The 21,871-nt window shown below is 59.1% G+C and carries 17 protein-coding genes; 13 read left to right on the top strand and 4 right to left on the bottom strand.

Annotated features, from left to right (window positions below; all coding sequences use genetic code 11):
• Positions 1-15: 15 nt before the first annotated feature.
• The 3 genes from CN933_RS27965 to CN933_RS27955 all read right to left on the bottom strand — a co-directional run bounded on the left by CN933_RS27965 (position 16) and on the right by CN933_RS27955 (position 3,280).
• On the bottom strand, positions 16-1,146 hold the full coding sequence (locus CN933_RS27965) for a phosphotransferase enzyme family protein (protein ID WP_210204023.1): 1,131 nt from the start codon (positions 1,144-1,146) through the stop codon (positions 16-18).
• Between the two features lie 148 nt (positions 1,147-1,294).
• Entirely contained in the window at positions 1,295-1,963 is a 669-nt protein-coding gene (locus CN933_RS27960; protein ID WP_018098150.1) for a haloacid dehalogenase type II, read from the bottom strand.
• 441 nt (positions 1,964-2,404) lie between these two features.
• Positions 2,405-3,280 carry a GNAT family N-acetyltransferase gene (locus tag CN933_RS27955; protein WP_102762991.1) on the bottom strand — a complete coding sequence of 292 codons (876 nt, stop codon included), beginning with the start codon at positions 3,278-3,280 and terminating at the stop codon, positions 2,405-2,407.
• 800 nt (positions 3,281-4,080) lie between these two features.
• Between CN933_RS27955 and CN933_RS27950 the strand changes: the two genes are divergently transcribed.
• The 13 genes from CN933_RS27950 (at position 4,081) to CN933_RS27890 (ending at position 19,977) form a co-directional block, all read left to right on the top strand.
• Entirely contained in the window at positions 4,081-5,745 is a 1,665-nt protein-coding gene (locus CN933_RS27950; RefSeq protein ID WP_102762990.1) for an ABC transporter ATP-binding protein, read from the top strand.
• A 37-nt stretch (positions 5,746-5,782) separates the two neighbouring features.
• Positions 5,783-7,453, top strand: coding sequence for a peptide ABC transporter substrate-binding protein (locus CN933_RS27945; protein ID WP_102762989.1), 1,671 nt, complete (start codon positions 5,783-5,785; stop codon positions 7,451-7,453).
• 67 nt (positions 7,454-7,520) lie between these two features.
• Positions 7,521-8,471, top strand: coding sequence for an ABC transporter permease (locus tag CN933_RS27940; protein ID WP_102762988.1), 951 nt, complete (start codon positions 7,521-7,523; stop codon positions 8,469-8,471).
• A 30-nt stretch (positions 8,472-8,501) separates the two neighbouring features.
• Positions 8,502-9,380 (top strand): ABC transporter permease, encoded by an 879-nt coding sequence (locus tag CN933_RS27935; RefSeq protein ID WP_102762987.1) that lies wholly within the window; start codon positions 8,502-8,504, stop codon positions 9,378-9,380.
• A gap of 46 nt (positions 9,381-9,426) precedes the next feature.
• On the top strand, positions 9,427-10,737 hold the full coding sequence (locus CN933_RS27930; protein WP_102763057.1) for an NAD(P)/FAD-dependent oxidoreductase: 1,311 nt from the start codon (positions 9,427-9,429) through the stop codon (positions 10,735-10,737).
• Positions 10,738-11,031: 294 nt separating this feature from the next.
• Complete coding sequence (locus CN933_RS27925) at positions 11,032-12,489, top strand: NAD-dependent succinate-semialdehyde dehydrogenase (RefSeq protein WP_102762986.1); 1,458 nt, start codon at positions 11,032-11,034, stop codon at positions 12,487-12,489.
• Between the two features lie 54 nt (positions 12,490-12,543).
• Complete coding sequence (locus CN933_RS27920) at positions 12,544-13,539, top strand: ornithine cyclodeaminase family protein (protein WP_102762985.1); 996 nt, start codon at positions 12,544-12,546, stop codon at positions 13,537-13,539.
• A 149-nt stretch (positions 13,540-13,688) separates the two neighbouring features.
• Positions 13,689-14,663, top strand: coding sequence for a threonine/serine dehydratase family protein (locus tag CN933_RS27915; protein WP_102762984.1), 975 nt, complete (start codon positions 13,689-13,691; stop codon positions 14,661-14,663).
• 261 nt (positions 14,664-14,924) lie between these two features.
• Positions 14,925-16,049, top strand: a complete 1,125-nt coding sequence (gene argE / locus CN933_RS27910; protein WP_102762983.1) for an acetylornithine deacetylase — start codon at positions 14,925-14,927, stop codon at positions 16,047-16,049.
• Positions 16,050-16,058: 9 nt separating this feature from the next.
• Positions 16,059-16,982, top strand: a complete 924-nt coding sequence (locus CN933_RS27905) for a 2-hydroxyacid dehydrogenase (protein WP_102762982.1) — start codon at positions 16,059-16,061, stop codon at positions 16,980-16,982.
• Positions 16,983-17,010: 28 nt separating this feature from the next.
• The gene (locus CN933_RS27900) at positions 17,011-17,364 is read left to right on the top strand and encodes a cupin domain-containing protein (RefSeq protein ID WP_102762981.1); all 354 of its coding nucleotides are present in this window, start codon (positions 17,011-17,013) and stop codon (positions 17,362-17,364) included.
• A 97-nt stretch (positions 17,365-17,461) separates the two neighbouring features.
• Positions 17,462-18,925 carry an aldehyde dehydrogenase family protein gene (locus CN933_RS27895; protein WP_102762980.1) on the top strand — a complete coding sequence of 488 codons (1,464 nt, stop codon included), beginning with the start codon at positions 17,462-17,464 and terminating at the stop codon, positions 18,923-18,925.
• A gap of 8 nt (positions 18,926-18,933) precedes the next feature.
• Positions 18,934-19,977, top strand: a complete 1,044-nt coding sequence (locus CN933_RS27890) for a tartrate dehydrogenase (protein ID WP_102762979.1) — start codon at positions 18,934-18,936, stop codon at positions 19,975-19,977.
• Positions 19,978-20,122: 145 nt separating this feature from the next.
• On the opposite strand, the gene CN933_RS27885 is transcribed toward CN933_RS27890, so the two are convergent.
• Positions 20,123-21,400 carry an NAD(P)/FAD-dependent oxidoreductase gene (locus CN933_RS27885; protein ID WP_102762978.1) on the bottom strand — a complete coding sequence of 426 codons (1,278 nt, stop codon included), beginning with the start codon at positions 21,398-21,400 and terminating at the stop codon, positions 20,123-20,125.
• Positions 21,401-21,871 lie beyond the last annotated feature (471 nt).

Here is a 21,871-nt window from a genome sequence, read left to right as displayed (position 1 = left end):
CTGCCTGTCTAAGAGTTACGGCGATGGCTGTGACGCTGCCGCGAGGACTGCGGCCTCAGCTGATGCAGTGGAAAGAGGCGCCAGGATAGTTAGCCCGCGCTCGGCACGAGCCACATTCTTTTTGATGTATTGCGCGTCGGCCGGAAAGAGGTGGGATCGCCAGTAATTGACCAGTATTAGTGCGCTTTGTCGTGCGCGGATGAGTCCGATCAGTAGTCTTGCTTCCAAGGCGGAAAGTGGGACGACCGCGGCATAGCCCGAAATGAGATGTTCGGCTCCGCCTAAAGGAAGCGCCGGATCTGTCACGAGGTGACTCGCCGCGATAGCCAGGTCCTGTATCCTGGGGCTCCAGCAGCCATCGCCGAAGTCGATGAAACACAAGCCGTGGGGGGTAACAATTGTGTTGAACGGGCTAGGATCGTTGTGCGCGACCTGCCACTCCAAGTTCGAGATCTGCGGCTCGACGAACCTCATGTACTCCGTCATTGCGGTCCGAACGCTTTCGGCAACGCTACCAGAAGGTAGGTGTTCCTCCAGTTCCATCAATCGCGACCAGCACCCTACATGCCAGAGAATGGGGCGGTGGGCTGCGGGTATATTGACTTGCGCAAGGGCTAGGTCCATTTGGCCGAGGGCGTTGCCAGTTCGAAAGAGGAGATCAGGAGTGGGCGTCTCCTGGTGCAGAGACACGCCCTCGATTCGGGTCTGCAGGTAACCACTTAGGCCCTCTTCCTCAAACATCAACGCGCCCCCACTGGTCGGGATCACTGTGGGTGCAGCAAATCCCACGCTTCCTTGCAGTGCAGCCAAAGCGGCACTTTGGAAACGGAAGCTGTCGACCGCCTCTTGTCGTGCCGACGTCTTCAGGATCAATTGGCGGCCGTCGAACAGGGAGACCTCTACAGTGCGCTCGATCTCGGAGGATAAGACCGCGGTCGATCCTTCCAGTCCGTAGTGCCGCTTGAGCAGTGTCGCCGAAATGTCCGGTTCTGACTCGTCTGGCGCCGAGGACAGAATGGCGGTTGCGGCACGAAAATAGGCTTCTGTCGACGCTGCAGCATGCGGCAGGTGACGGGAGGCCGGAGCCGCAGAGCCGTTGCGCCGGCCTAGTTCCTGATCAGCAGCAAGTCCACTAAGATCGCCCAATTTGAAGATCCTCGTCCGTTCATGGTGCTTTTCGGGCTGCGAAGTTGGATACCCTGATCTAATCTGACTAGCTCAGAGCAGGCACTCCGGCATAGCTCAGTGGCCCGCGCGTGTTTTCGTGTCTGAACCGCTGTTGCGTTATCTCAAGTCAGAGCCCGAAAACGCCGGGCAGCTGCGAAATATCGCGGATCTCGGTGTATTCATAATAGGGATTGGCCGGCTCATGGCCGCGGTTGACCCACACCTTGCTTTTGATACCCAGGTCATAGGCGGACATGAGGTCGTGACGGAAAGACGACGAAACGTGCGTGATGTCTTCCGGTCCGCATCCCAACATGTCGAACATATATTCGAACGCCTTGAGGTGGGGTTTGTAAGCTCCCGCTTCTTCTGCGGTGTAGACGGCATGAAACGGCGCGCCTAGCTTTGCCACATTCGACGGGATCTGGGCCACCATGGAGTTTGTGAGAATGACCAGCGGGATTTCCTTGGCTAATTTGGCTAGGCCCTCGGGCACATCCGGATGCGGTCCCCAGGTCGGTACGCGGTTGTAGATGGTTTCGGCGTCTTCGGGCCTGAATGCAACCTTGTTGCGACGGCACGTGCGCTCCAATGCGTTGTGAACAACGTCGGCATAGGGCTTCCAGTCCTGCAATACCTCATCGATGCGGTACGCTTGGAAGTTCCTGATGAATTCGTCCATGCTCGGCCCATCCAGAAGATGACCGAACAGATCACGAGCGGCTTCCGCCATTTGAAAGTTGATTAGCGTACCATGGCAGTCGAATGTTACGTATTTTGGCCTGAAGCGATCCATATCCTTGGCTCCTGTGAACTCTACGGCATGGACGAAGCATAGTTGCAGTTGTTTGGAAGAATGTGCCGGAATGCTTCGTCTTTCAGCAGAAGTTTCTTCGGTTGCAGCAAATCCCGCACAACCTTTCGCTGGCGCCGCGTCTCGCATTTGGGCGTGTCCTGAGTTGAGCTGTTGCTCCACCGAAGGCAGCCGTTCGCGTGCGTTGATTTTGGCAACGTTGTGTTGGAAGCCGAATAGAGCGTTGCGGTCTGCCTCTCATGGCAGTTGGCGAGACGGGTTGGCTCGAATACCTAAGTGGCTTCGAAAGCCGCCATTTCGAGCGTCGGCAGGCCGAGGCGGGGGGCGACGCAAGAGCTGACAAGCCGAGGCTGCTCTGAATAGGCTTCCTTGTGTATGACCGACCAAAGCTATCGAGCCCGTCATCAGGGGACGGGCTACGGTTCACCCGAGTGCGTGACCAGCTAAGCCATAGACCCAAGGCTCGCCGGCCTTGCGGTTCAAAAGAAGTCGGCCTCGCGACATAGTCGTTACTCGTTCGGCCACTCGAAAGTCACTCGCGCGAAGAAAGTTGACCAATGGTCCTGTTTCCCGCGTGTCGACGCGCGCGAACTGCCCTTTCAGGTTCCGTAGATGGACGGCAATAAGCTGAAGCGCGTCATCGTCATTGCTTGCTACCACGGGGCCGATCACATGGCCGCGGCCGAACTCCCGGCATATAGAATAGCCAACGATCTTCCCATCCCGGCAGAGGGATTGGATGGTGGAAATCGGGGCTAGTGCCGAGATCAGCTCCTCTCGCTTCCAACCGAAGGCCTGGGTATCAAGTTCGATGATCTGCGGGAGTGCATCAATCCCCGCCTCGATCAAATCACAGTTCGGCGCGGGCAAGTTGGGTAGGGAGGAAGCAACCGTTCCTTGGTGCATCCATACCGTCGCCTCGTTTGCAAAACCCAGCGAGACATACAGGTTGTGTGCCGCGCGAGTTGAATTGAGATACAGATTTCTGCCGCGGCATTCTTCGAATACCTGCTCCATGAGCCAACGCGCATTACCCTGAGCCTGCGAGCGCGGAGTGGTGATCACCAGGCCGATCATCGCAACATCTTGGCCATAGGGGAACCACATGGCGCTTCCGAAAACCCGGCCTATGCTGTCGACTACCGCGATGCCCCGGCCGAACTGGCGAAGCCAATCCCAGTCTTTGGGACGGTGTGGCCAACCAACGGCCACGGTTAAGGCGTGGAGCGAGCCGACATCGATCTCATTGATGTCCCGTGCCACCAATTCGAATGACTTAAGTCGAACTGACTTCGGCATTTGACTTTGAGCTCCTTCGCCGGTTCAACAAGTGCAACGGCCTTGGCAACTCTGCAGCCGCCGAGGGTCGATCAGCTCATGATTGCACACTAGGCTCGGCATCTTTCACTGATTTGCCCTTGGCGTTCGAAATCTTCTCCCGAAATACGGGTGCCGGGCAGGAGGAACCCTGTGCCCCGATTTGCTTCACGTAGCATCGCACCGATGACAACGCAACTTCGCGAAACTTAGGTACAGAGAAGTTCGATTGACTGCCGGTTGGCCGCGCACAGATCAGAGTAGTCAGACAGGGGGAAATTGCTCTCGGGCCGGGCTGTCGGGAGAAGCAACTGTTCAAACTCAACATTGAGGCCCGTTTTGGCACGACCTGCTCTCTAACAACGGGCGCTGGTTTCTGATGACTTTGAAATAGTTCATAAATCAGCTCTGCTTGGTCCCCGAAGAGCGTCGAGAAATTCTGAAGGCGCCAGCCATTTTGGAATTTCGTGCTGTTGCGGAAGCGTAATTCGGTGACTCCTTTGGCAGGAGAAGTCGATACTAGCGTCATTCGGTCATGGCATGACGTGCGATGGCAAAGGGTCTGCCAGGCGGGATCTCCTTTGCAAGACACGGCGACACCGCGAAGAAAGTAGTGACGATCAAACGGCGTCACGCCTGGAGGAGACGCAGAGCTGCCGCTGGTGCATGTATCGGTAAGAGCTCGGCAGTCTGGGTCAGTGCGTGGATAACTACAGCATACGCCGTTCCCCGCAGGGGCGTTGCAACTGCCGCATCGTTGCGGTGAATAGGAGGATAACTCGATGATCGCCAGCATCCAGACTTTGGGCGCGGACGAGGTGGCGCTCTCGGTGCGCGGCCTGAGTATCAGCCTCCCGAAAGGGATGGAGCGGGCTTTCGCCGTAGAGAATATCTCATTCAATCTAAAGCGCGGAGAGATCTTGTGCATCATCGGCGAGTCCGGTTCGGGCAAATCGGTGACAGCCAACACGATCATGGGTCTACTACCCAAGGTGATACCGGTGGCGGCAGGCGCGATTCATCTCGAAGGCACGGCCATCGTGGGGGCTTCTCCCGAACAGCTCAGGGATCTGCGCGGTCGTGTCGTTTCCATGATCTTCCAGGACCCGCTTTCGGCCTTGAATCCGCTGATGACAGTGGGCGAGCAGGTCACCGAAGTCATGGCAGCGCACAATGTCGGAACGCCCGCGTCGCGCCGGATCCGTGCTATTGAACTGCTGACAGAGGTGGGATTGCCGGACCCGGAATTGATGTACCACCAGTACCCGTTCCGACTGTCTGGTGGGCAGCGCCAGCGGGTTATGATCGCGATGGCTCTGGCACTCGAGCCTAAGATCCTGATTGCGGACGAGCCAACGACCGCTCTGGATGTAACCACCCAAGCCCAGATCCTGAAACTGATCCGCGACATCCAGCGGCGCAAGGGCATGAGTGTGATGTTCATCACCCACGATTTTGGGGTTGTCGCAGAGATCGCCGACAGCGTGGTGGTAATGGAAAAGGGCCATATCGTAGAGCAAGGAAGTGCGGAGCAGGTGCTGAAGGCACCCCGCCATCCCTATACTCAGCGCTTGGTTGCAGCTGTCCCCCACCTCAGCGGCAGGGATCGTGCACACGAGGACGCGGCTCCCGCCAAGCCAATCATGAAGGTCGAAGGTCTGGTCAAGACCTATCGAACCAGCGGTGTGTTTTTCGGCAAGAAGCGGATCGTTACCGCCGTGAACGATGTATCCTTCGACCTGGGGCCTGGCCGCACATTGGGGATCGTCGGAGAGAGCGGCTCGGGCAAGTCCTCGCTCGGGAGGTTGCTCATCAAGCTGATGGACAGTGACGGCGGACGGATACTGTTTGACGGCCACGATATCGCCAAGCTGTCCGAAGTGGTTTTCCGCCCTTTGCGGCCGCGGATCCAGATGATCTTCCAGGATCCGTTTGCATCCTTGAATCCGCGTTCGACGATCGGGCAGATTCTGACGGTCGGCCCCGTCGCCCACGGGACGCCCTATGCCCAGGCCCGGGAGGAGGCGAGGGCGCTGCTGTCCCATGTGGGACTCGATGCAGGTGCCTTCGGTCGCTATCCGCACGAATTTTCCGGTGGGCAGCGCCAGCGCATCGGTATAGCGCGGGCATTGATGTTCAAGCCGAAGCTTCTCATCGCCGACGAGGCCGTATCTGCCCTCGATGTGTCGATCCAGGCTCAGATCCTAAAACTTCTGGACCAAATTCAGCGAGAAACCGGCGTGGCCATGATCTTCATCACCCACGATCTGCGGGTGGCAAGCCAGATTTCTGACGAGATCGCAGTAATGCAGAAGGGACGGATCGTCGAGCGCGGCCCGCCCTCGCAGATATTCCTCAATCCACAATCCGCCTACACGCGCGAGTTGGTCGCAGCCATTCCCGGAGAGCGGCTGAATACCGCCCCGGCAACCGCCGCTAACTCCTGAATGCGAATCCAAACATGTCCACTAGGGAGGAGACATCATGACTAAGGTTGAAACGACTAAACAGACCTATTCGCGACGCGAGGCCCTGCGCATGATGGCAGCTGGAGGGATGGCAGGGCTTGTCGCGCCAAACCTCCTGGTGTCGCCGGCCTTTGGCCAGACCGCCCCTGCAAAACCGACCGGTCGGGTCGTCGTCGGGCTTTCACAGGAACCCACTGTCTTCAATCCGCTGATGGCGCATACCGAAGTCGACGACGCCGTGCATTTCTCGGTGTTTGATGCGCTCTTTCGAATGGACCCCGAGGGCGTTCTCCAGCCCAATCTCGCGGCCGAAGTACCAAGCCAAAAGAATGGCGGTATCTCGCAGGACGGCCTGCAGTGGCGCATTCGTCTGCGCGACGACGTCCGCTGGCACGATGGTGAGCCCTTTACAGCGGAAGATGTGAAGTTCACTCTCGAACTCATCACCAACCCCAAGTTCCGAGCATGGCGCACGAGCGGCCATTCATTAGTGCGTGATATCAAGGTGGTCTCACCCACGGAGATCACCTGGCGGATGGAGTCCGTTTTCGCGCCCTACTTGTCGTTTCTCGCCGAGACCTTCATGGTGCCGAGGCACCTTCTCGAGAAGGAGGCAGATCCGAACGCCGCCGGCTTCAATCAGGCGCCTATTGGCACTGGAGCATTCAAGTGGGCGCAACGTATCGCCGGCGATCATATCGAACTCGTCGCGAACGCTGACTATTTCGGGGAAGGTCCTTATCTCGAGCGGCTCGTGTTCAAATATATTCCGGACATGACGGTGCTCTACACCCAGTTCAAGAGCGGCGACGTCGACCTTGTCGACCAAGCTTACATTACCGCCGATCATTACGCGGAAGCCAGTATGTTGCCGGATCGCGTGGTTACTCTGGAATCGGGGGCGTCAGTCGAGTCGATTTACCTCAACCTTGAAAAGCCGCAATTCAAGGATCCGGCAGTGCGACAGGCGCTCTACGCCGCTATGGACAGAAAAGCGATCATAGACGCGATCTATTATGGCGTAGGTAACCTCACCGAAACCTTCATGCCCCAGCAATCCTACTACTACAATCCGAACCTGCCGGCGCAGGAGTACAACCTGGACCGGGCGCGCCAAATCCTCGACGAGGCAGGCTGGGTGCCGGGATCGGATGGAGTGCGCGCCAAGAACGGCGTTCGCTTGTCGTTTTCCAATGCAACAACGGCAGGTAACAATCTGCGTGAACAAGTGCAGCAATTTCTGCAGCAGACATTTGCTGAAATCGGGGTCGAGATGACCATATCCAATCTGCCAGGAGCAGTGATGTGGGGCGATTTCTGGCTCAAATCGCAGTTCGACTCGGCAATTTCCGGTGTGACCTATGTCGTCGCGGCGGACCCAGACGTGACGAACCGCCTGCACACGCGCGCGATTGTCGCGAAAGGCGGAAAAGGATCAAATACCGGCCAGTACTCCAACTCGGAGGTCGACGCGCTGCTCGAAAAGGGTGTCCGTACGTTTGATCCCGAAGAGCGAAGGGCGATTTACTTCCGCGTGCAGGAAATCGTCCGGCAAGACCTGCCGTTCCTGCCGTTGTTTGCGTACATCAACGTGTTCGGCCGTAAGGGAGAACTCGAGGGCTTCAAGCCGAATGCCAACACCCGCGTCGCATCCTGGCATGCCGCCGGATGGCATTGGAAGAGCTGATCTCCGGAGCCGCCGTCACGAGTAGCGGCGGCGGCCCATCCATTGGCGATGTCATGAGGAGAGTTGAATGCGCGGCTTCCTACTTAACCGGCTTTACCAGAGTCTCATCCTACTGGTGATAGTTTCAATCATCGGATTCACCATCCTGAATCTGATACCGGGAGGTCCGTTGGCGCAGTACGGCCTCGACCCCGGAATGACCCAGGAAGATCTCGACCGCCTCAAGGAACAGCTTGGGCTGAACCGCCCTCTTTGGATGCAGTACCTGGACTGGGCCTGGCGCCTGCTGCAGGGCGATTGGGGGCACTCGTTCCGGGATGGGGCAACGGTGTTGAGCGTCATCGGCCGTCACCTTTTCGCGACCCTGTTGTTGATGGGTTCGTCCACAGTGATAGCGATTGCAATCGGCACCTGGATTGGTATCCGTGGCGCCACGCACCGCTATTCGGCGTTTGACTATCTGGCCACCGTGGGCGCCATGGTGGCACTATCGATTCCGACCTTCTGGTTCGGATTGCTGGGTATCTATGTTTTTTCGCTGCAACTGGGTTGGCTGCCTGCCGGCAACATGTACACGGTCGGCGATGGCTCCCTTCTGAACTATCTGCACCATCTGATCCTCCCGAGTATCGTACTTGCTCTGGTCCATGTGGCGATTTGGAGCCGCTATATGCGGACCGCGACGCTTGATGCCATCAGCCAGGAATTTGTGAAGACCGCCCGTGCCAAGGGGTTGAGTGAACGCAGGATCCTGATGAAGCACGTCGTCGGCAATGCCCTGCTGCCCATGATAACGCTTGCGGGCATGCAGCTTCCCAGCATCCTTACGGGGGCGCTCGTTACCGAGACCGTATTTACCTGGCCGGGAATGGGCCGGTTGTTTCTCGATAGTCTCGGATATAGCGATTATCCGGTGGTGATGGGACTACTGATGTTCTCCGCCATACTTGTCATCCTGGGCAATCTGATCGCGGACATCGCCGTGGCGATCATCGATCCCCGCATTCGGATGAGTTAAGCGCATCACGCCCAACAGGAGACACTCGTTATGACCGCTATTGCTGCAAATCCCGTGTCGGACCGTTGGTGGAACAGCCGCGCTGCACGACGCTTCATGAGCCATCATCTCGCACTGCTGGGGATGGCGATGATCGTGGCTCTGACGCTCGCATGCGTGCTTGGACCGTACATTCTCCCCTATGACTCCCTTTATATCGACCTGCGTGCGCGCTTCGCTGGTCCGTTCACTGGTCATCATTACCTCGGAACCGACCCTCTTGGGCGGGATATCGCGGCGCGACTGTTCATGGCCGGCCGTATCTCGCTGCTCGTCGGCTTTTCCGCAATGCTCCTGTCCACTCTGGTCGGGACCATCGTTGGCGTGATCGCGGGATATCGCGGCGGCTGGATCGGGGCGGCGCTGATGCGCACAGTGGACGGTTTCCTCGCCTTCCCTTCGATCTTCCTCGTGCTTGCGCTTGCCGCGGCACTCCAACCAAGCGCGATCATGATCACCGTTGTTATCGCCGCCAGCAGCTGGATGGAAGTGGCGCGCATCGTCGAGGCCGAGGTTCGCTCGCTCCGCGAACGGGAATTCGTTCAGGCCGGACGGATGCTGGGATTGAGCGCAAAGCATATCATGTTTCGAGAGATCCTCCCGAATGCGGTTGGTCCGATCATTGTTGCATCGACCCTGACCATCGCCCGGGCCATCCTGATGGAGGCGTATATCAGCTTCCTGGGTTACGGCATCCAGCCGCCGCTTCCGAGCTGGGGCAACATGTTGAATGGGGCACAGCAGTATCTCGGAACCGCGCCTTGGCTGGCGATCATTCCGGGCGCGGCAATCACCATCGCCGTCACCAGTTTCAATTTTATCGGAGATGGTCTGCGTGACGCGCTTGATGTTCGGGGCGACCACAGCTGACAAGTTTGTCCTTCCGGCCCGGGTCAAAACGAAAAGAGCAGAGCCCATGAAAGAATATAAGATTGCCGAAAAGGATACTCCATATTGGTGGGAGGCGGCGCCTGTAAGACCCTTGCCGAAGCAGTCGCTGGCCAAGAACCTGGATGTCTTGATCGTCGGCGCAGGTTATACCGGGCTGTCCGCGGGCCTGACTCTCGCGCGCGCAGGCAGGTCGGTAGCTGCGTTTGACGCAATGAATCCCGGCGAGGGTGCGTCTTCCCGCAATGGGGGGATCACAAGCGGAAGCATTCGTCCGGATTACGCGACAATCACTCGGCGATTTGGCGAAGAGAAGGCGATCGCGATCGAGACCGAGGGCAAGATCGCACGTGAATTCGTCTACAACCTGATCAAAACTGAAGGGCTAGACTGCGATTTTCGGCTTGTGGGTCAATTCAAAGGCGTAGTCGGGTTCGAAGATTATGAGAAGACGGCCCGGAGCGCTGACGTCCTGGCGAAAAAGCTCGGCATTGAAGCATATGGTGTACCTTACCGCGAACAAGGCAAATATATCGGCACCGACTTCTATCGCGGCGGCATGGTGCGAATGGATATCGGTGGACTGCACCCGGCTAAATTCCATGCCGAATTGTTGCGCGTGGCGCTTGCTTCCGGGTTGACCGTCCATTCTGGAACTCGTGTGAGCTCTATCGAACGGGATGGTTCGGCCTTCCTGGTTTCGACCTCCGCAGGCACGGTGCGGGCTCGGCAAGTTCTCGTCTGCACGGACGGGTACACAGACGGCGCAGTGCCTTATCTGCGTCGCCGGCTGGTGCCGGTCCGAAGCCGCATCATCGTAACGGAAGAGCTTGCACCAGATGTCATGGCGCGCTTGATGCCGAAGCAGATGACGATGACTGAAGGCCGTAAGCTTGGATTCTATTACCGGCCCACCCCGGACGGAAAGCGCATTCTGCTCGGCGGCCGCGACAGCTCACGAAGGGGCGATCCGATTGAGCCCAAGCTCTATCTGCGTAACGGCCTCGTCAACCTGTTTCCGGAGCTGGAAAACGTCAAATTGTCCCACACTTGGTTTGGCAACGTTGCCATGCATCGCGACATGCTTCCCAGGATATTCGAGCGGGAAGGGGTCGTTTACGCGACCGGCTTCTGCGGTTCAGGCGTGGTCTGGGCGCCGTGGGTGGGAACGCGCGCTGCTCACAAACTTCTGGGGCACACAGAGCAGGCCCGTTCGGCTTTCGATTTTCGGCCGCCCGCGTCAATTCCTCTCTACAGTGGCAATCCTTGGTTCATGCCTGCCATCATCCAAGGTTACCGGATCCAGGATCGAATAGCATTCTATCGAGCACGCCGTTGACGCCGGCGGTGTTCTTCAGATTGTGAGTCTGATCCCGTTAGAATGCGCTCCGAATAAACGACTGTTGAGCAGCCAACCACATCATTTTGTTTCGTCCAGGCAGCCCAGGCCGACGCATTCTGCTTTCCGTTCCTCGCTAGGATTATGTCGAACAGGACGACGGCTTCATCAAATCGTCCTCCGACCGCTGCAACTGCCGTCCGTCCATCTCGGCGTTCGGCCGGGCTGACGGCCCTGGGGATGGAACGAAGAAGCATGGCATTAAAGTAATGACTGATCGAAGGGAGAAGCAGGATGCATCAGTTGAACGATAAGGACCTATTTCGGCAAGCCGGTCTCATCGACGGCTCTTGGGTGGGAGCCACCTCTTCAAAGACGATTGATGTCATCGACCCGGCCACTCAGGCGTCCGTAGGTACCGTCCCAGATATGGGGCAGGCTGAGACACGTGCTGCGATCGACGCGGCAGCCAAGGCATTCGCGACATGGAAGAAGAAGACCCACGCCGAGCGCGCCGCCCTGCTTGAGCGCTGGCATTCGCTGATGGTCGAGAACCTCGAGGATCTTGCTACGCTCCTCACGCTCGAGCAGGGCAAGCCGCTCGATGAAGCACGCGTCGAGATCCGCTATGGTGCTTCCTTCGTTAAATGGTTTGCCGAGGAAGCCCGTCGCATCGGTGGCCACACTATTCCGTCGCCTACGGCAGACCGCCGGATCGTCGTGCTGAAGGAGGCGATCGGCGTCTGCGCGATCGTCACACCTTGGAACTTCCCCAATGCCATGATCACCCGCAAGGTCGCGCCCGCCTTGGCGGCCGGATGCACGGTTGTCATCAAGCCTTCGGAATTCACGCCGCTCTCGGCACTCGCCCTCGGTGTCCTTGCCGAGCGTGCGGGCATTCCCGCCGGCGTAATCAACATCGTCACCGGCATGCCGACCGAGATCGGCAATGAAATGATGGCAAACGAAACGGTGCGGAAGATCTCCTTCACCGGCTCCACGCGGGTCGGTTCGCTCCTGATGCGCGGCGCCGCCGACAGCGTGAAGCGGTTGAGCCTCGAGCTCGGCGGAAACGCGCCCTTCATTGTCTTCGATGATGCCGATCTCGACCTCGCCGTGGAGGGCGCCATAGCCTCGAAGTTCCGTAATGGCGGCCAGACCTGCGTTTGCGCCAACCGCATTCTGGTGCAAACCGGCGTCTATGACGTCTTTGCCGAGAAGCTCGGCGCCAGGGTCAAAGCCATGAGAGTCGGCCCTGGAACCGAGGCCGGCATCGACATAGGTCCAATGATCAACACTGCGGCCATAGAGAAAATTGATCGTCACATTGAAGATGCGCTTGCAAAGGGCGCTCAGATTGCGGCTCGCGGCCGCTCGTTGGAGGACGGTAAGCAATATGCAACGCCGATCGTCCTCACCGGCGCGACGACCGACATGCTGCTGGCCACCGAAGAGACCTTCGGCCCTGTTGCCCCGTTGTTCCGTTTCGAGACGGAAGAGGAGGCGATCGCGATTGCCAACGGGACACCGTTTGGCCTCGCGGCCTATTTCTACACAGAGAGCCTGAAGCGCTCCTGGCGCGTGGGTGAGGCGCTGGAATTCGGCATGATCGGCCTCAACACTGGTGGGATCTCGACCGAAGTGGCTCCCTTCGGCGGCGTTAAGCAATCTGGTCTCGGACGCGAAGGCGCTCAGGCAGGCATTGAGGAATACCTGGAGATGAAGAGCTTTCATATCGGCGGGCTGGCTTAAGTTCGCGGGCCCAACCTAACGCTTTGCCTTCGTGCCAATGATGGGAGAAAGTTCGTGAAAACCCTGCTTCTCAAGAAAGAAGAAGTCAGCAGATTGATCAGCATGAAGGACGTCATCAGTGCCGTCGAGGAGGCATACAAAGCCTTCAACAGTGATCAGGTGGAGCAACCCGACTATATAGGAATGCATCTCCCGTCGCCCGGTAGCGAAATCGATTTCAAGCTCGGCTACTACAAAGGCAATGAACTTATTTCAATGAAGACGTCTTCGGGAGGGTTTGTCGACAATCCGACTGCTTTTGGCCTTCCGAGCGGGATGGGGACCATTCTGTTGTTCGACGCCAGAAGCGGGGCGCTGATTTGCGTCATGGACGGAAGCCTGATCACGGGCTTGAGGACGGGGGCGGCTGGTGCGGTTTCCGTAAAAGTGCTCGCGAGGAAAGACGCTCGACGGATCACGTCGATCGGGACAGGAAATCAGGCCCGAATGCAGATCCGCGCGATCCGCGAGGTCATGGATATCGAAGAGATCCAAGCGTGGGACAACAGTGCGGACACGCTTTCCCGTTACAAAACCGGTATTGAAAGCGAGTTCGGCATTCCCGTGGTCATGGCGCCCTCCAAGAAGGATGCGGTCGAACAGGCGGATATTCTGATTACGACGACGCGGGGTAAAGGCTCGCTGGTGGAAGCCGATTGGGTAAGACCTGGCACGCATATCGTCGCGATCGGCACGGATCAACGGGGCAAACAGGAACTGGATCCCGAGATATTCAGAAATGCCAAAGTGGTCGTCGACTCGATCGTGCAGTGCAGCGAGAAGGGGGAGACATGGCATCCGCTGGACCGGCAGATCATAACCAGGGACGGCATCCACGGCGAAATCGGAGAGATATTGCTGGGAACGAAAGCTGGAAGAGAACGCGACGATGAGGTGACCATTTTCGATTCCACGGGAATGGCAATCCAAGACAACACAACCGCATCGAAGATCTATAGCAATGCCATAGAAAAAGGAGTTGGGACCTTCTTCGAATTCTTCGAGTCCTGACCTCCGGACGGCTATTGGAAGACGGCTGGAAGGCTCCAGCACGGGCGGGCACGCCGTTTACCTTGCGGTCCGACGCCGAAAACAAATCAATCTTCCTGGCATCCTTTCCATCAGGGAAAGGCGAGCTCTAACATACTGAGGCGAGCATCATGCTAGACCATCCGACTATTCAGGACATTCGAGAAGCGCGCGAGCGATTGGCGCCCCATATCAGGCAAACGCCGTTGCTGCGTGCTGACAAGATCGAAAAGGCTGCAGGATGTCAGCTCTATCTCAAGCCCGAAACGCTGCAGATTACCGGCGCATTCAAGATTCGCGGCGCTCTCAACAAGATGCTTTCTCTGCCGAGAGAAGCCATCGAAAACGGCGTCATCGCCAGTTCCTCGGGCAACCATGCCCAAGGGCTCTCATACGCGGCTCGAATGCTCGGTGTGAAGGTTGTCATCATTGTTCCGGCCACTACGCCGAAGATCAAGATTGCCAATACCGAGGCGCTGGGCGCCGAGGTCATTGTTTTTGATGGCGACACTGCTGCGAGGTGGAAGCGGGCCTATGAAATCGCCGAAGAGAACAACTATGCGACCGTCCACGGCTTTGAAGACCCCCTGGTCATGGCAGGTCAGGGCACAATCGGTTGTGAAATTCTGGAAGATTTGGAGGACGTGGACACGGTCATTGTTCCCTTGGGCGGTGGAGGCCTGATCTCCGGAATTGCGACCGCCATCAAAGAAACCAAACCGTCTGTTCGAGTCATCGGCGCTGAGCCTGCTTTGACGCCGAAATATTATCATAGTCGGATCAACGGGCAGCGCACCTCGTTGCCTCTGAAGAACACGATTGCCGATGGCCTGAGAATTAGCGTTCCAGGTCAGAACCCGTATCCAATAATCGAGAAATACGTCGATGAAATCATTCTCGTCGAAGACGAGCACATCATCGCTGGCATGCGCGCACTTGCTAAGGACGCCAAGCTGATCGCCGAACCCGCGGCTTCGATCGGCATCGGAGCACTGCTCGCGGGCTCCATAAAAATCAGGTCGGATGAAAAGGTTTGTGCGGTTCTGACCGGTGGCAATTGGGATCTGCCGGATCTCGCCGATATATACAAGACCGGCTCGGAATAAACTGCCCATGATCCCAGTTGTATCCGCACGGAGACCGAATTCGCACCGCAATGGTCGCGATTGCAGGCAGCGGGGTCGCTAGCCAAGCAGATCGCCCGCCGTTGGCGCGGGTGCGCGCCCCGCACGAAACATCCTGCTTCGGAATAGGGCGATTCGATAGATTTTGCTAATCCGGACGGAGCGTTCGGCAGGATATGGCCCCAGTTGGCGATATTGTGGAGAGCAGAGCGCGGCTGGAAGCTTACGTCAAGGAGACCTGCGATGAACGCCAAGGAAATACTCGACCGGCTGGTCGGTTTTCCCTCCGTCGTTGGCACGCCGAATGACGGAATCGTTGCATGGATCAGGGATTTTGCCGAAGGCTGCGGTGCCAGGGTGACGGTACTGCGGGGACCGGAAGGCGATCGCGCCAACCTCTTCGCAACGGTCGGCCCCAATCATGTGCCCGGCTACATTCTCTCTGGACATATGGATGTCGTTCCCGCCCTGGAGTCGAACTGGACATCCGCTCCGTTCACGCTGAGGTCCGATGGCGATTTGCTCTTCGGCCGGGGGACGAGCGACATGAAGGGCTTTCTCGCTGCAGCATTGGCCGCACTCCCCGCGGTCGTGGAAATGCCGCTCGCACGCCCCCTACACTTTGCATTTTCCTATGACGAGGAAGCCGGCTGTCGGGGTGTGCCCCATCTGATCCGCCAGTTGCCTGACCTTTGCGCTAAGCCGATCGGCGCGATCATCGGCGAGCCCAGTGGCATGCGTGCGATCCGCGCCCATAAGGGAAAGGCCGCTGCAAGAGTTGAGATTCGCGGACGATCCGGTCATTCGTCGCGGCCCGATCAGGGTCTAAATGCGATCCATGCCTTCGCCTGCGTCCTGCTTGCCGCCGTTCGTACGGGAGAGGCACTCCGGAGCAGCCGATTGGACCCAAGCTTTGAGCCACCCTATTCCTCGCTCCAGGTCGGAACTGTGTCTGGCGGGCAAGCAGTGAACATCATTCCGGATTTCCTCACGGCGGAAATCGAGGCCCGGGCGATCACGGGAGCGACACCCGCCGATCTCCTCGAGCCGGTAAGGCTTGCCGCAGTCGCGCTTGCGCAGCGAGGCTTTGAAACAAAGTGGGATCTTCTGAGCTGCTACCCCGCGTTGTCGCTCGCCGCCGATGCGCCACTTGCTAGGCTGATGGAACAACTGATCGGTATCGAAACGCTTGCCGCCGTGAGCTACGGCACCGAAGCCGGGCTTTATCAGGCGGCCGGCATCGACGCGATCATCTGCGGGCCGGGCGATATCGCCCGGGCCCATCGCCCCGACGAATTCATTCGCACCGACGAACTCGTTGCGTGTCAGACAATGATCGAGCGACTCGCTGAAACACTCCGAAGCTGAGGCATACAAATGGCGTTCTGGTTCAATTCCGATCGAGAGAGAGGGCGCATCTTCTCCGAAGCCTTCGCCCGCGACCTTCCCGATCTCCCCTTCATTACGGATTTGACGCAGGTTGATCCTGATGATGTCCGTTACGTCTTGACATGGACCTTACCGCCGGATCTCGACCGCTTCAAAAACCTCGAAATCGTCTTTTCGATCGGTGCCGGCGTCGATCAATTCCGGATAGAGACCCTTCCGACTGAGGTCAAGCTCGTCCGGATGGTCGAAGACGGCATCGTGCGCATGATGCAGGAATATGTGACGCTTGCCGTATTATCGCTTCACCGCAATCTCAAGGCATATCTTGCGCAGCAGTCCGAAGGCAGATGGCAAGCCCTGCCCGCCCGGCAGGCGGCAGACCGCCGGACCGGCGTGCTCGGCCTCGGGATGCTCGGGCAAGCGGTCATCGAGCGGCTGACGCCATTCGGCTTTCCGCTGTCCGGGTGGAGCCGTTCCCCACGCCAGATCGACGGAGTGCGGTGTCATTATGGCGCCGAGTCGCTACCGTCCTTTCTTGGGGAGACTGACATTCTGGTCTGCCTTCTCCCGCTCACGGGGGAGACCCGCGGCATTCTCGATGCGCGCCTCTTTGCGGCCCTTTCGCCCGGCGCATCGCTCGTTCATGTCGGTCGTGGCGCACAGCTAGATCATGATGCCCTCATAGATGCGCTCGATAGGCATCAATTGTCCGGGGCGGTGATCGACGTCACCGAGCCGGAACCTCTGCCGCCCGAACATCCGTTCTGGCGGCACCCCAAGATCATGCTCACGCCGCACATCGCCAGCGTGACACAGCCGGACACCGCGGCCCGTGCAGTCATCGAGAACGTCAAGCGCCATCGCGCCGGCCTCGACCCGATCGGACTGGTCGATCGCAGCCGCGGGTACTGAACCACAGCAGGACAGCATTGGAGAAACCATGTCCCTTCTCAAGACCATCGACCCGAACAGCACAGAGGCCCCGCGCGAATCCAAACCGCTCCCCGAGCGGCTGATCTCTGGCGATCCCTCGTTCAAGACCTGGGCCCAGGATGTGGCGCGCGATGGGCTCGTCCATACCGGGGTCTGGGAAGCAACGTCGGGTCTCACCCGCTCGATCAAGGGCGAGACCTTCGAGTTCTGCCATATCCTTCAAGGCGTCGTTGAGCTCACACCGGATGAAGGCGAGCCGGTTAGATACAAAGCGGGCGACAGTTTTGTCATGAAACCGGGCTTCACCGGCACCTGGCGCACCATCGAAACGGTCAGGAAGATCTATGTGACGGTGATGTAACCACACCGTCGACCACATTTTATGAGGACCGCACGAGCCTGTTGAGTGGAATAGTAGCCCTCGTGTGGCCTCGCCAATATCATCCAAGGACACGGCCATGGCTCTGAGCTTTGATCCAGACACAATTCAGTTGCCGAAAGGCCATTTCATCGGCGGGCGCTACATCGATGCCGGGGGTGGGTTGCCCATGCGCCGCCCCTCCGATGCCGTCGTCTATGCCGAGTGCCCCGTAGCCGATGACGGCCTTGTCGACGAGGCCGTATCCGCTGCCAAGACGGCGCTCCGCGAAAGCCGCTGGTCCACCCGCCGCCCGCGCGAACGCACCAATGCCATGCATCGCTGGGCGGACCTGATCGAGGCCGAAGGCGAAACCCTTGCCCGGCTGGAAGCCGTCTCCTCCACGCGCCCGATCGGCCATCTCATTGGGGGCGATGTCGCGGTCACCGCCGAGCAGATACGCTTCTTCGCCGAATTCGCCGACAAGGAAGGCAGCGATCTCGTCCCGACCGATGACTCGTGCCTCGGCATGATCCTGACCGAGCCCTATGGCGTCGTCGGCGCTATCACGCCGTGGAATTTTCCGCTCTCCATGGCGGGTTGGAAACTGGGGCCCGCACTTGCAGCCGGCAATGCCATTGTATTGAAGCCCTCGGAGATGACGCCGTTTTCGACGCTTTACCTCGCCGAACTTGCCGTGCGGGCCGGCATCCCGGCGGGCCTCATCAATATCGTGCTCGGCGACGGGCAGACCACCGGCCAGGCGATGACCGGTCATCCGGATATCGCGAAGATCAGCTTCACCGGATCGACTGCGGCCGGGTCTGCCATCATGGCGAATATCGCGAGGACGGGCGTGAAACCAATGACGCTCGAGCTCGGCGGCAAAAGCCCGCAGATCGTCTTTGCCGATGCCGACCTGACGCTTGCCGCCAATGCCATCGCCAACAGCATCCTCGTCAATGCCGGCCAGGCCTGCGTCGCGGGTTCGCGCATCATCGTCGAGCAATCCGTAACGGAGCCGCTGATTGAGGCGATCTTGTCACAAATGGCGACAATCCGACCGGGCGCGACCTGGGACGAGACAAGCAACTATTCGCCGATCATTTCCGAGCGCCAGATCACCCGTATCGATGCCATCGTGCAGGCGGCGCGTCAGGCTGGAGCCGAATGCCTGGCCGGCGGCAAACGCCTCGAAACTGACGGCTATTTCTACGGGCCAACTCTGCTGTCGAACATCGACCAGACCTCCCCGGCCGTCACGGAGGAAATCTTCGGCCCAGTGCTGACTGTGCAGAGCTTCACGGATGAAGAGGAGGCCCTCGCACTCGCCGACCACCCGACATACGGGCTGGCGGCAGGACTTTTCACTTGCGATCTCTCGCGTTCCATCCGCATGACGCGACGGCTGCAGGCCGGCACTGTTTGGGTCAATCGCTACAGCCGCTCCCGAGACCATATCCTGCCGACCGGTGGCTACAAGCGTTCCGGCATCGGCAAGGACCTCGGCCGCGAAGCCTATCACGCCAACCGCAAGAGCAAGAGCGTGCTCATCAACCTTTAGGATCACACATGAAGACCTACTCGATCGCGCTACTGCCGGGCGACGGCATCGGCAAACCAGTCACCGAGGCCGCCTGGGACGTCGTGCAGGCGACCGCCAAGGCATCGGGCTTTACGCTTGAGGGGACGACCTTCCCGTGGTCCTGCGACTTCTACAAGCAAACCGGGGCCATGATGCCGGCAAACGGCATAGAAACGCTCAGACGCTTCGATGCCATCTTGCTTGGTGCCGTCGGCTGGCCGGCGGAGGTGCCGGATTCCGTTTCGCTGCACGGGCTGCTGTTGCCGATCCGCAAGGCCTTCAACCAATATGCCAATATCCGCCCGCACCGGCTCTTGCCCGGTGCCTCCGGCCCGCTGAAGAGCGACAAATTCGACATACTCTGCATCCGGGAGAATACCGAAGGCGAATATTCCGGCGCCGGCGGGCGCATTCATCAAGGAACGGCCGACGAGGTGGCTATAGAGACCGCCATCTTCACCCGCAAAGGCGTCGAACGTATCCTGCGCTTCGGTTTCGAGCAAGCGCGCGCGCGACGCGGCCAGCTGGCCTCGGTCACCAAATCCAATGCCCAAAAATATACCATGGTGTTCTGGGACGAGATGACCCGGAGCCTGGCCGCCGAATATCGCGACGTCGAGGTGACGAGCTATCATATCGACGCGATGGCGGCGCGCATAGTCATGGCACCGGAAACGCTCGACGTCGTCGTCGCCTCCAACCTGTTCGGCGATATCCTCACCGATCTCGGCGCCGCCATCCAGGGCGGGCTCGGCTTTGCGGCCTCGGCCAATATCAATCCCGATCGCACCGCGCCTTCCATGTTCGAGCCGGTCCATGGCTCAGCGCCCGACATCGCATATCTCGGTATCGCCAGCCCGATCGCCGCCATCTGGTCGGGCGCGATGATGCTCGACCATCTCGGCGAGCGTGCCGCCGCGGCGCGCGTCATCGCGGCGATCGAAGCGACGACGAAGGCCGGGATCGGCACCATTCCTGGAAGGCATATGACTGACACGATTGCGAAGGCAGTGCTCGAACGTCTTCTCTGAGGAGCCGCTCAAGTGCTCAAGCGCGCCCAACTTGGCATTGAGCAGTATCCTTGCTTGAAGTGCTTCCATCCATTCCAACGGTGAAAAAGAAGGCGCGGATCGAAAGATCCGCGCCCTAATTGGCGGCAGGGGAGGAGGGCCGCCCTTACTGAAATCGGTCGAGGGTCTTGTAGTAGAGCCCGACCAGCGGCAGGAACCAGGGCTTGCCGAAATGGCCGGGCACAGCAGGCCATTCGAGGCCCTTGAGCGGGTTCCGGTCAGCCTTGCCCAGCATGGCGTCGGCCATGATCATCCCGAGATGCGTCGAGAGCTGCGCGCCATGGCCCGAATAGCCCATCGCATACCACACGCCGTCGACATAGCCCGCGCGGGGATAGCGGTCCTTGGTCATATCCACCAGGCCGCCCCAGCAATAGTCGATCTCCACATGGGCAAGATGCGGGAAGATCTGGGCGAGGCTGGCGCGCAATATGGCGCCGCTCTTTGCGTCGGAGCGCTGGTCCGACGTCGCGGCAAAGCGGGCGCGCCCGCCGAAGATCAGCCGGTTGTCGGGCGACAGGCGGAAATAGTTGCCGATGTTCATCGAGGTGGTGCAGGTGCGGTTGCCCGGCATGGTGGCTGCCACTTCCGCCGAGGTCAAAGGCCGGGTCGCGATCAGGAAACTGCCGACCGGGATGATTCGGCGCCGGAAATAGTTGAAGGAGGCCCCGGACGTATAGGCGCCGGTCGCGACTAGGACATGGTCGGCGGTCACCTCACCTCGGGCCGTCTCCAGTCGGTGCTTCGGGCCCGATATGGTGTGGCGTGTCACATGGGCGTTTTCGAATATCGTCGCGCCATGCCGTGCTGCCGCCTGGGCCAATCCAACGACATATCGGCCCATATGCATCATCGCGCTCTTCTTCGAGAGCATTGCGCCATGGAAGGGAGAGCCGACCTCGTTCCTGAGATCATCCGGCGTCAGCAGGGCGGTATCCGGATCGACTTCACGATGCACCGCTTCGAAATTGCGGGCGATCGCCTCGAAATGCTGAGGCTTTGAAGCGAGCTTCAGCTTCCCCGCGCGCCGGAAGTCGCAATCGATGGCTTCCTCAGCAACGATTTTCTCGATCGTATCGATCGAGTCGTCGAGAGCGCGATAAAGCGCCACCGCGCCTTCTTCTCCGAGCTCTGCTTTGGCGGCGACGAAGCTGTGGGCAAGCCCGTTGTTGAGATGCCCGCCGTTGCGGCCGGATGCACCCCATCCGATATGGTTCGCCTCCAGCACGGCCACGCGCGCGCCGGACTTAGCGAGCTGCCGTGCTGCGGCCAAGCCGGTGAAGCCGCCGCCGATCACGGCAACATCATAATGGCCTTCGACGGGGCCACCGCAGGCGCCTGCGAATTTCGGGGCGGTGTCGTGCCAGTAGGATTCGAACTTCATCGCCTTGCTCCGCTAGAGGCCAACAACACCGGAATGGTCTGCCATGCTCTTGATCTCGACATAGCCGTTGATCGGCTCGCGTCTACGATCAAGTTTGTTCTGGATATGGAAACGGAGTGCCGACATGAACATGAGGAGTACACTCCAGTGATTGGTTAGTGCATTTCGGTCGGTATCGTATCATCGAGTGGTCCTTGGTTATGCCGAGGCGCCTTCGATATAGGTAATTCTAGCAAGGGCTATGCAGAGCAACTGGCCGCAGTTGCCACTGTGCGAAGCAGAATCTTTCGTATTTCCTCGATATTTGGCAGAGAGTTGCGCCTGGCAGCCGTTGTGGCACCTGAGCCATTCGAAGATTTGCTATCAGCACAAGATGCGGTGAGCGCTCGCCAACACGGTCAAAGATGTCGCCCGTCTCCGGTTGTCGGGACGATCTTCTTTTCAGGCGACGTTATTCTTCCCTGTGAAGAA

The sequence above is a fragment of the Sinorhizobium sp. M4_45 genome, from assembly GCF_002885915.1.
GTDB classification, from domain to species: domain Bacteria; phylum Pseudomonadota; class Alphaproteobacteria; order Rhizobiales; family Rhizobiaceae; genus Sinorhizobium; species Sinorhizobium meliloti_A.
The sequence above is the reverse complement of the archived record's forward strand: the minus strand, read 5'-3'. Positions and strand labels throughout refer to the sequence as shown.

Bases quoted from the DNA above. Each gene is read 5' to 3' on its own strand.
- CN933_RS27960 (WP_018098150.1), bottom strand. From the start codon at position 1,963: ATGGATCGCTTCAGGCCAAAATACGTAACATTCGACTGCCATGGTACG.
- CN933_RS27955 (WP_102762991.1), bottom strand. From the start codon at position 3,280: ATGCCGAAGTCAGTTCGACTTAAGTCATTCGAATTGGTGGCACGGGAC.
- CN933_RS27950 (WP_102762990.1), top strand. From the start codon at position 4,081: ATGATCGCCAGCATCCAGACTTTGGGCGCGGACGAGGTGGCGCTCTCG.
- CN933_RS27945 (WP_102762989.1), top strand. From the start codon at position 5,783: ATGACTAAGGTTGAAACGACTAAACAGACCTATTCGCGACGCGAGGCC.
- CN933_RS27940 (WP_102762988.1), top strand. From the start codon at position 7,521: ATGCGCGGCTTCCTACTTAACCGGCTTTACCAGAGTCTCATCCTACTG.
- CN933_RS27935 (WP_102762987.1), top strand. From the start codon at position 8,502: ATGACCGCTATTGCTGCAAATCCCGTGTCGGACCGTTGGTGGAACAGC.
- CN933_RS27930 (WP_102763057.1), top strand. From the start codon at position 9,427: ATGAAAGAATATAAGATTGCCGAAAAGGATACTCCATATTGGTGGGAG.
- CN933_RS27925 (WP_102762986.1), top strand. From the start codon at position 11,032: ATGCATCAGTTGAACGATAAGGACCTATTTCGGCAAGCCGGTCTCATC.
- CN933_RS27915 (WP_102762984.1), top strand. From the start codon at position 13,689: ATGCTAGACCATCCGACTATTCAGGACATTCGAGAAGCGCGCGAGCGA.
- argE (WP_102762983.1), top strand. From the start codon at position 14,925: ATGAACGCCAAGGAAATACTCGACCGGCTGGTCGGTTTTCCCTCCGTC.
- CN933_RS27905 (WP_102762982.1), top strand. From the start codon at position 16,059: ATGGCGTTCTGGTTCAATTCCGATCGAGAGAGAGGGCGCATCTTCTCC.
- CN933_RS27900 (WP_102762981.1), top strand. From the start codon at position 17,011: ATGTCCCTTCTCAAGACCATCGACCCGAACAGCACAGAGGCCCCGCGC.
- CN933_RS27895 (WP_102762980.1), top strand. From the start codon at position 17,462: ATGGCTCTGAGCTTTGATCCAGACACAATTCAGTTGCCGAAAGGCCAT.
- CN933_RS27890 (WP_102762979.1), top strand. From the start codon at position 18,934: ATGAAGACCTACTCGATCGCGCTACTGCCGGGCGACGGCATCGGCAAA.
- CN933_RS27885 (WP_102762978.1), bottom strand. From the start codon at position 21,400: ATGAAGTTCGAATCCTACTGGCACGACACCGCCCCGAAATTCGCAGGC.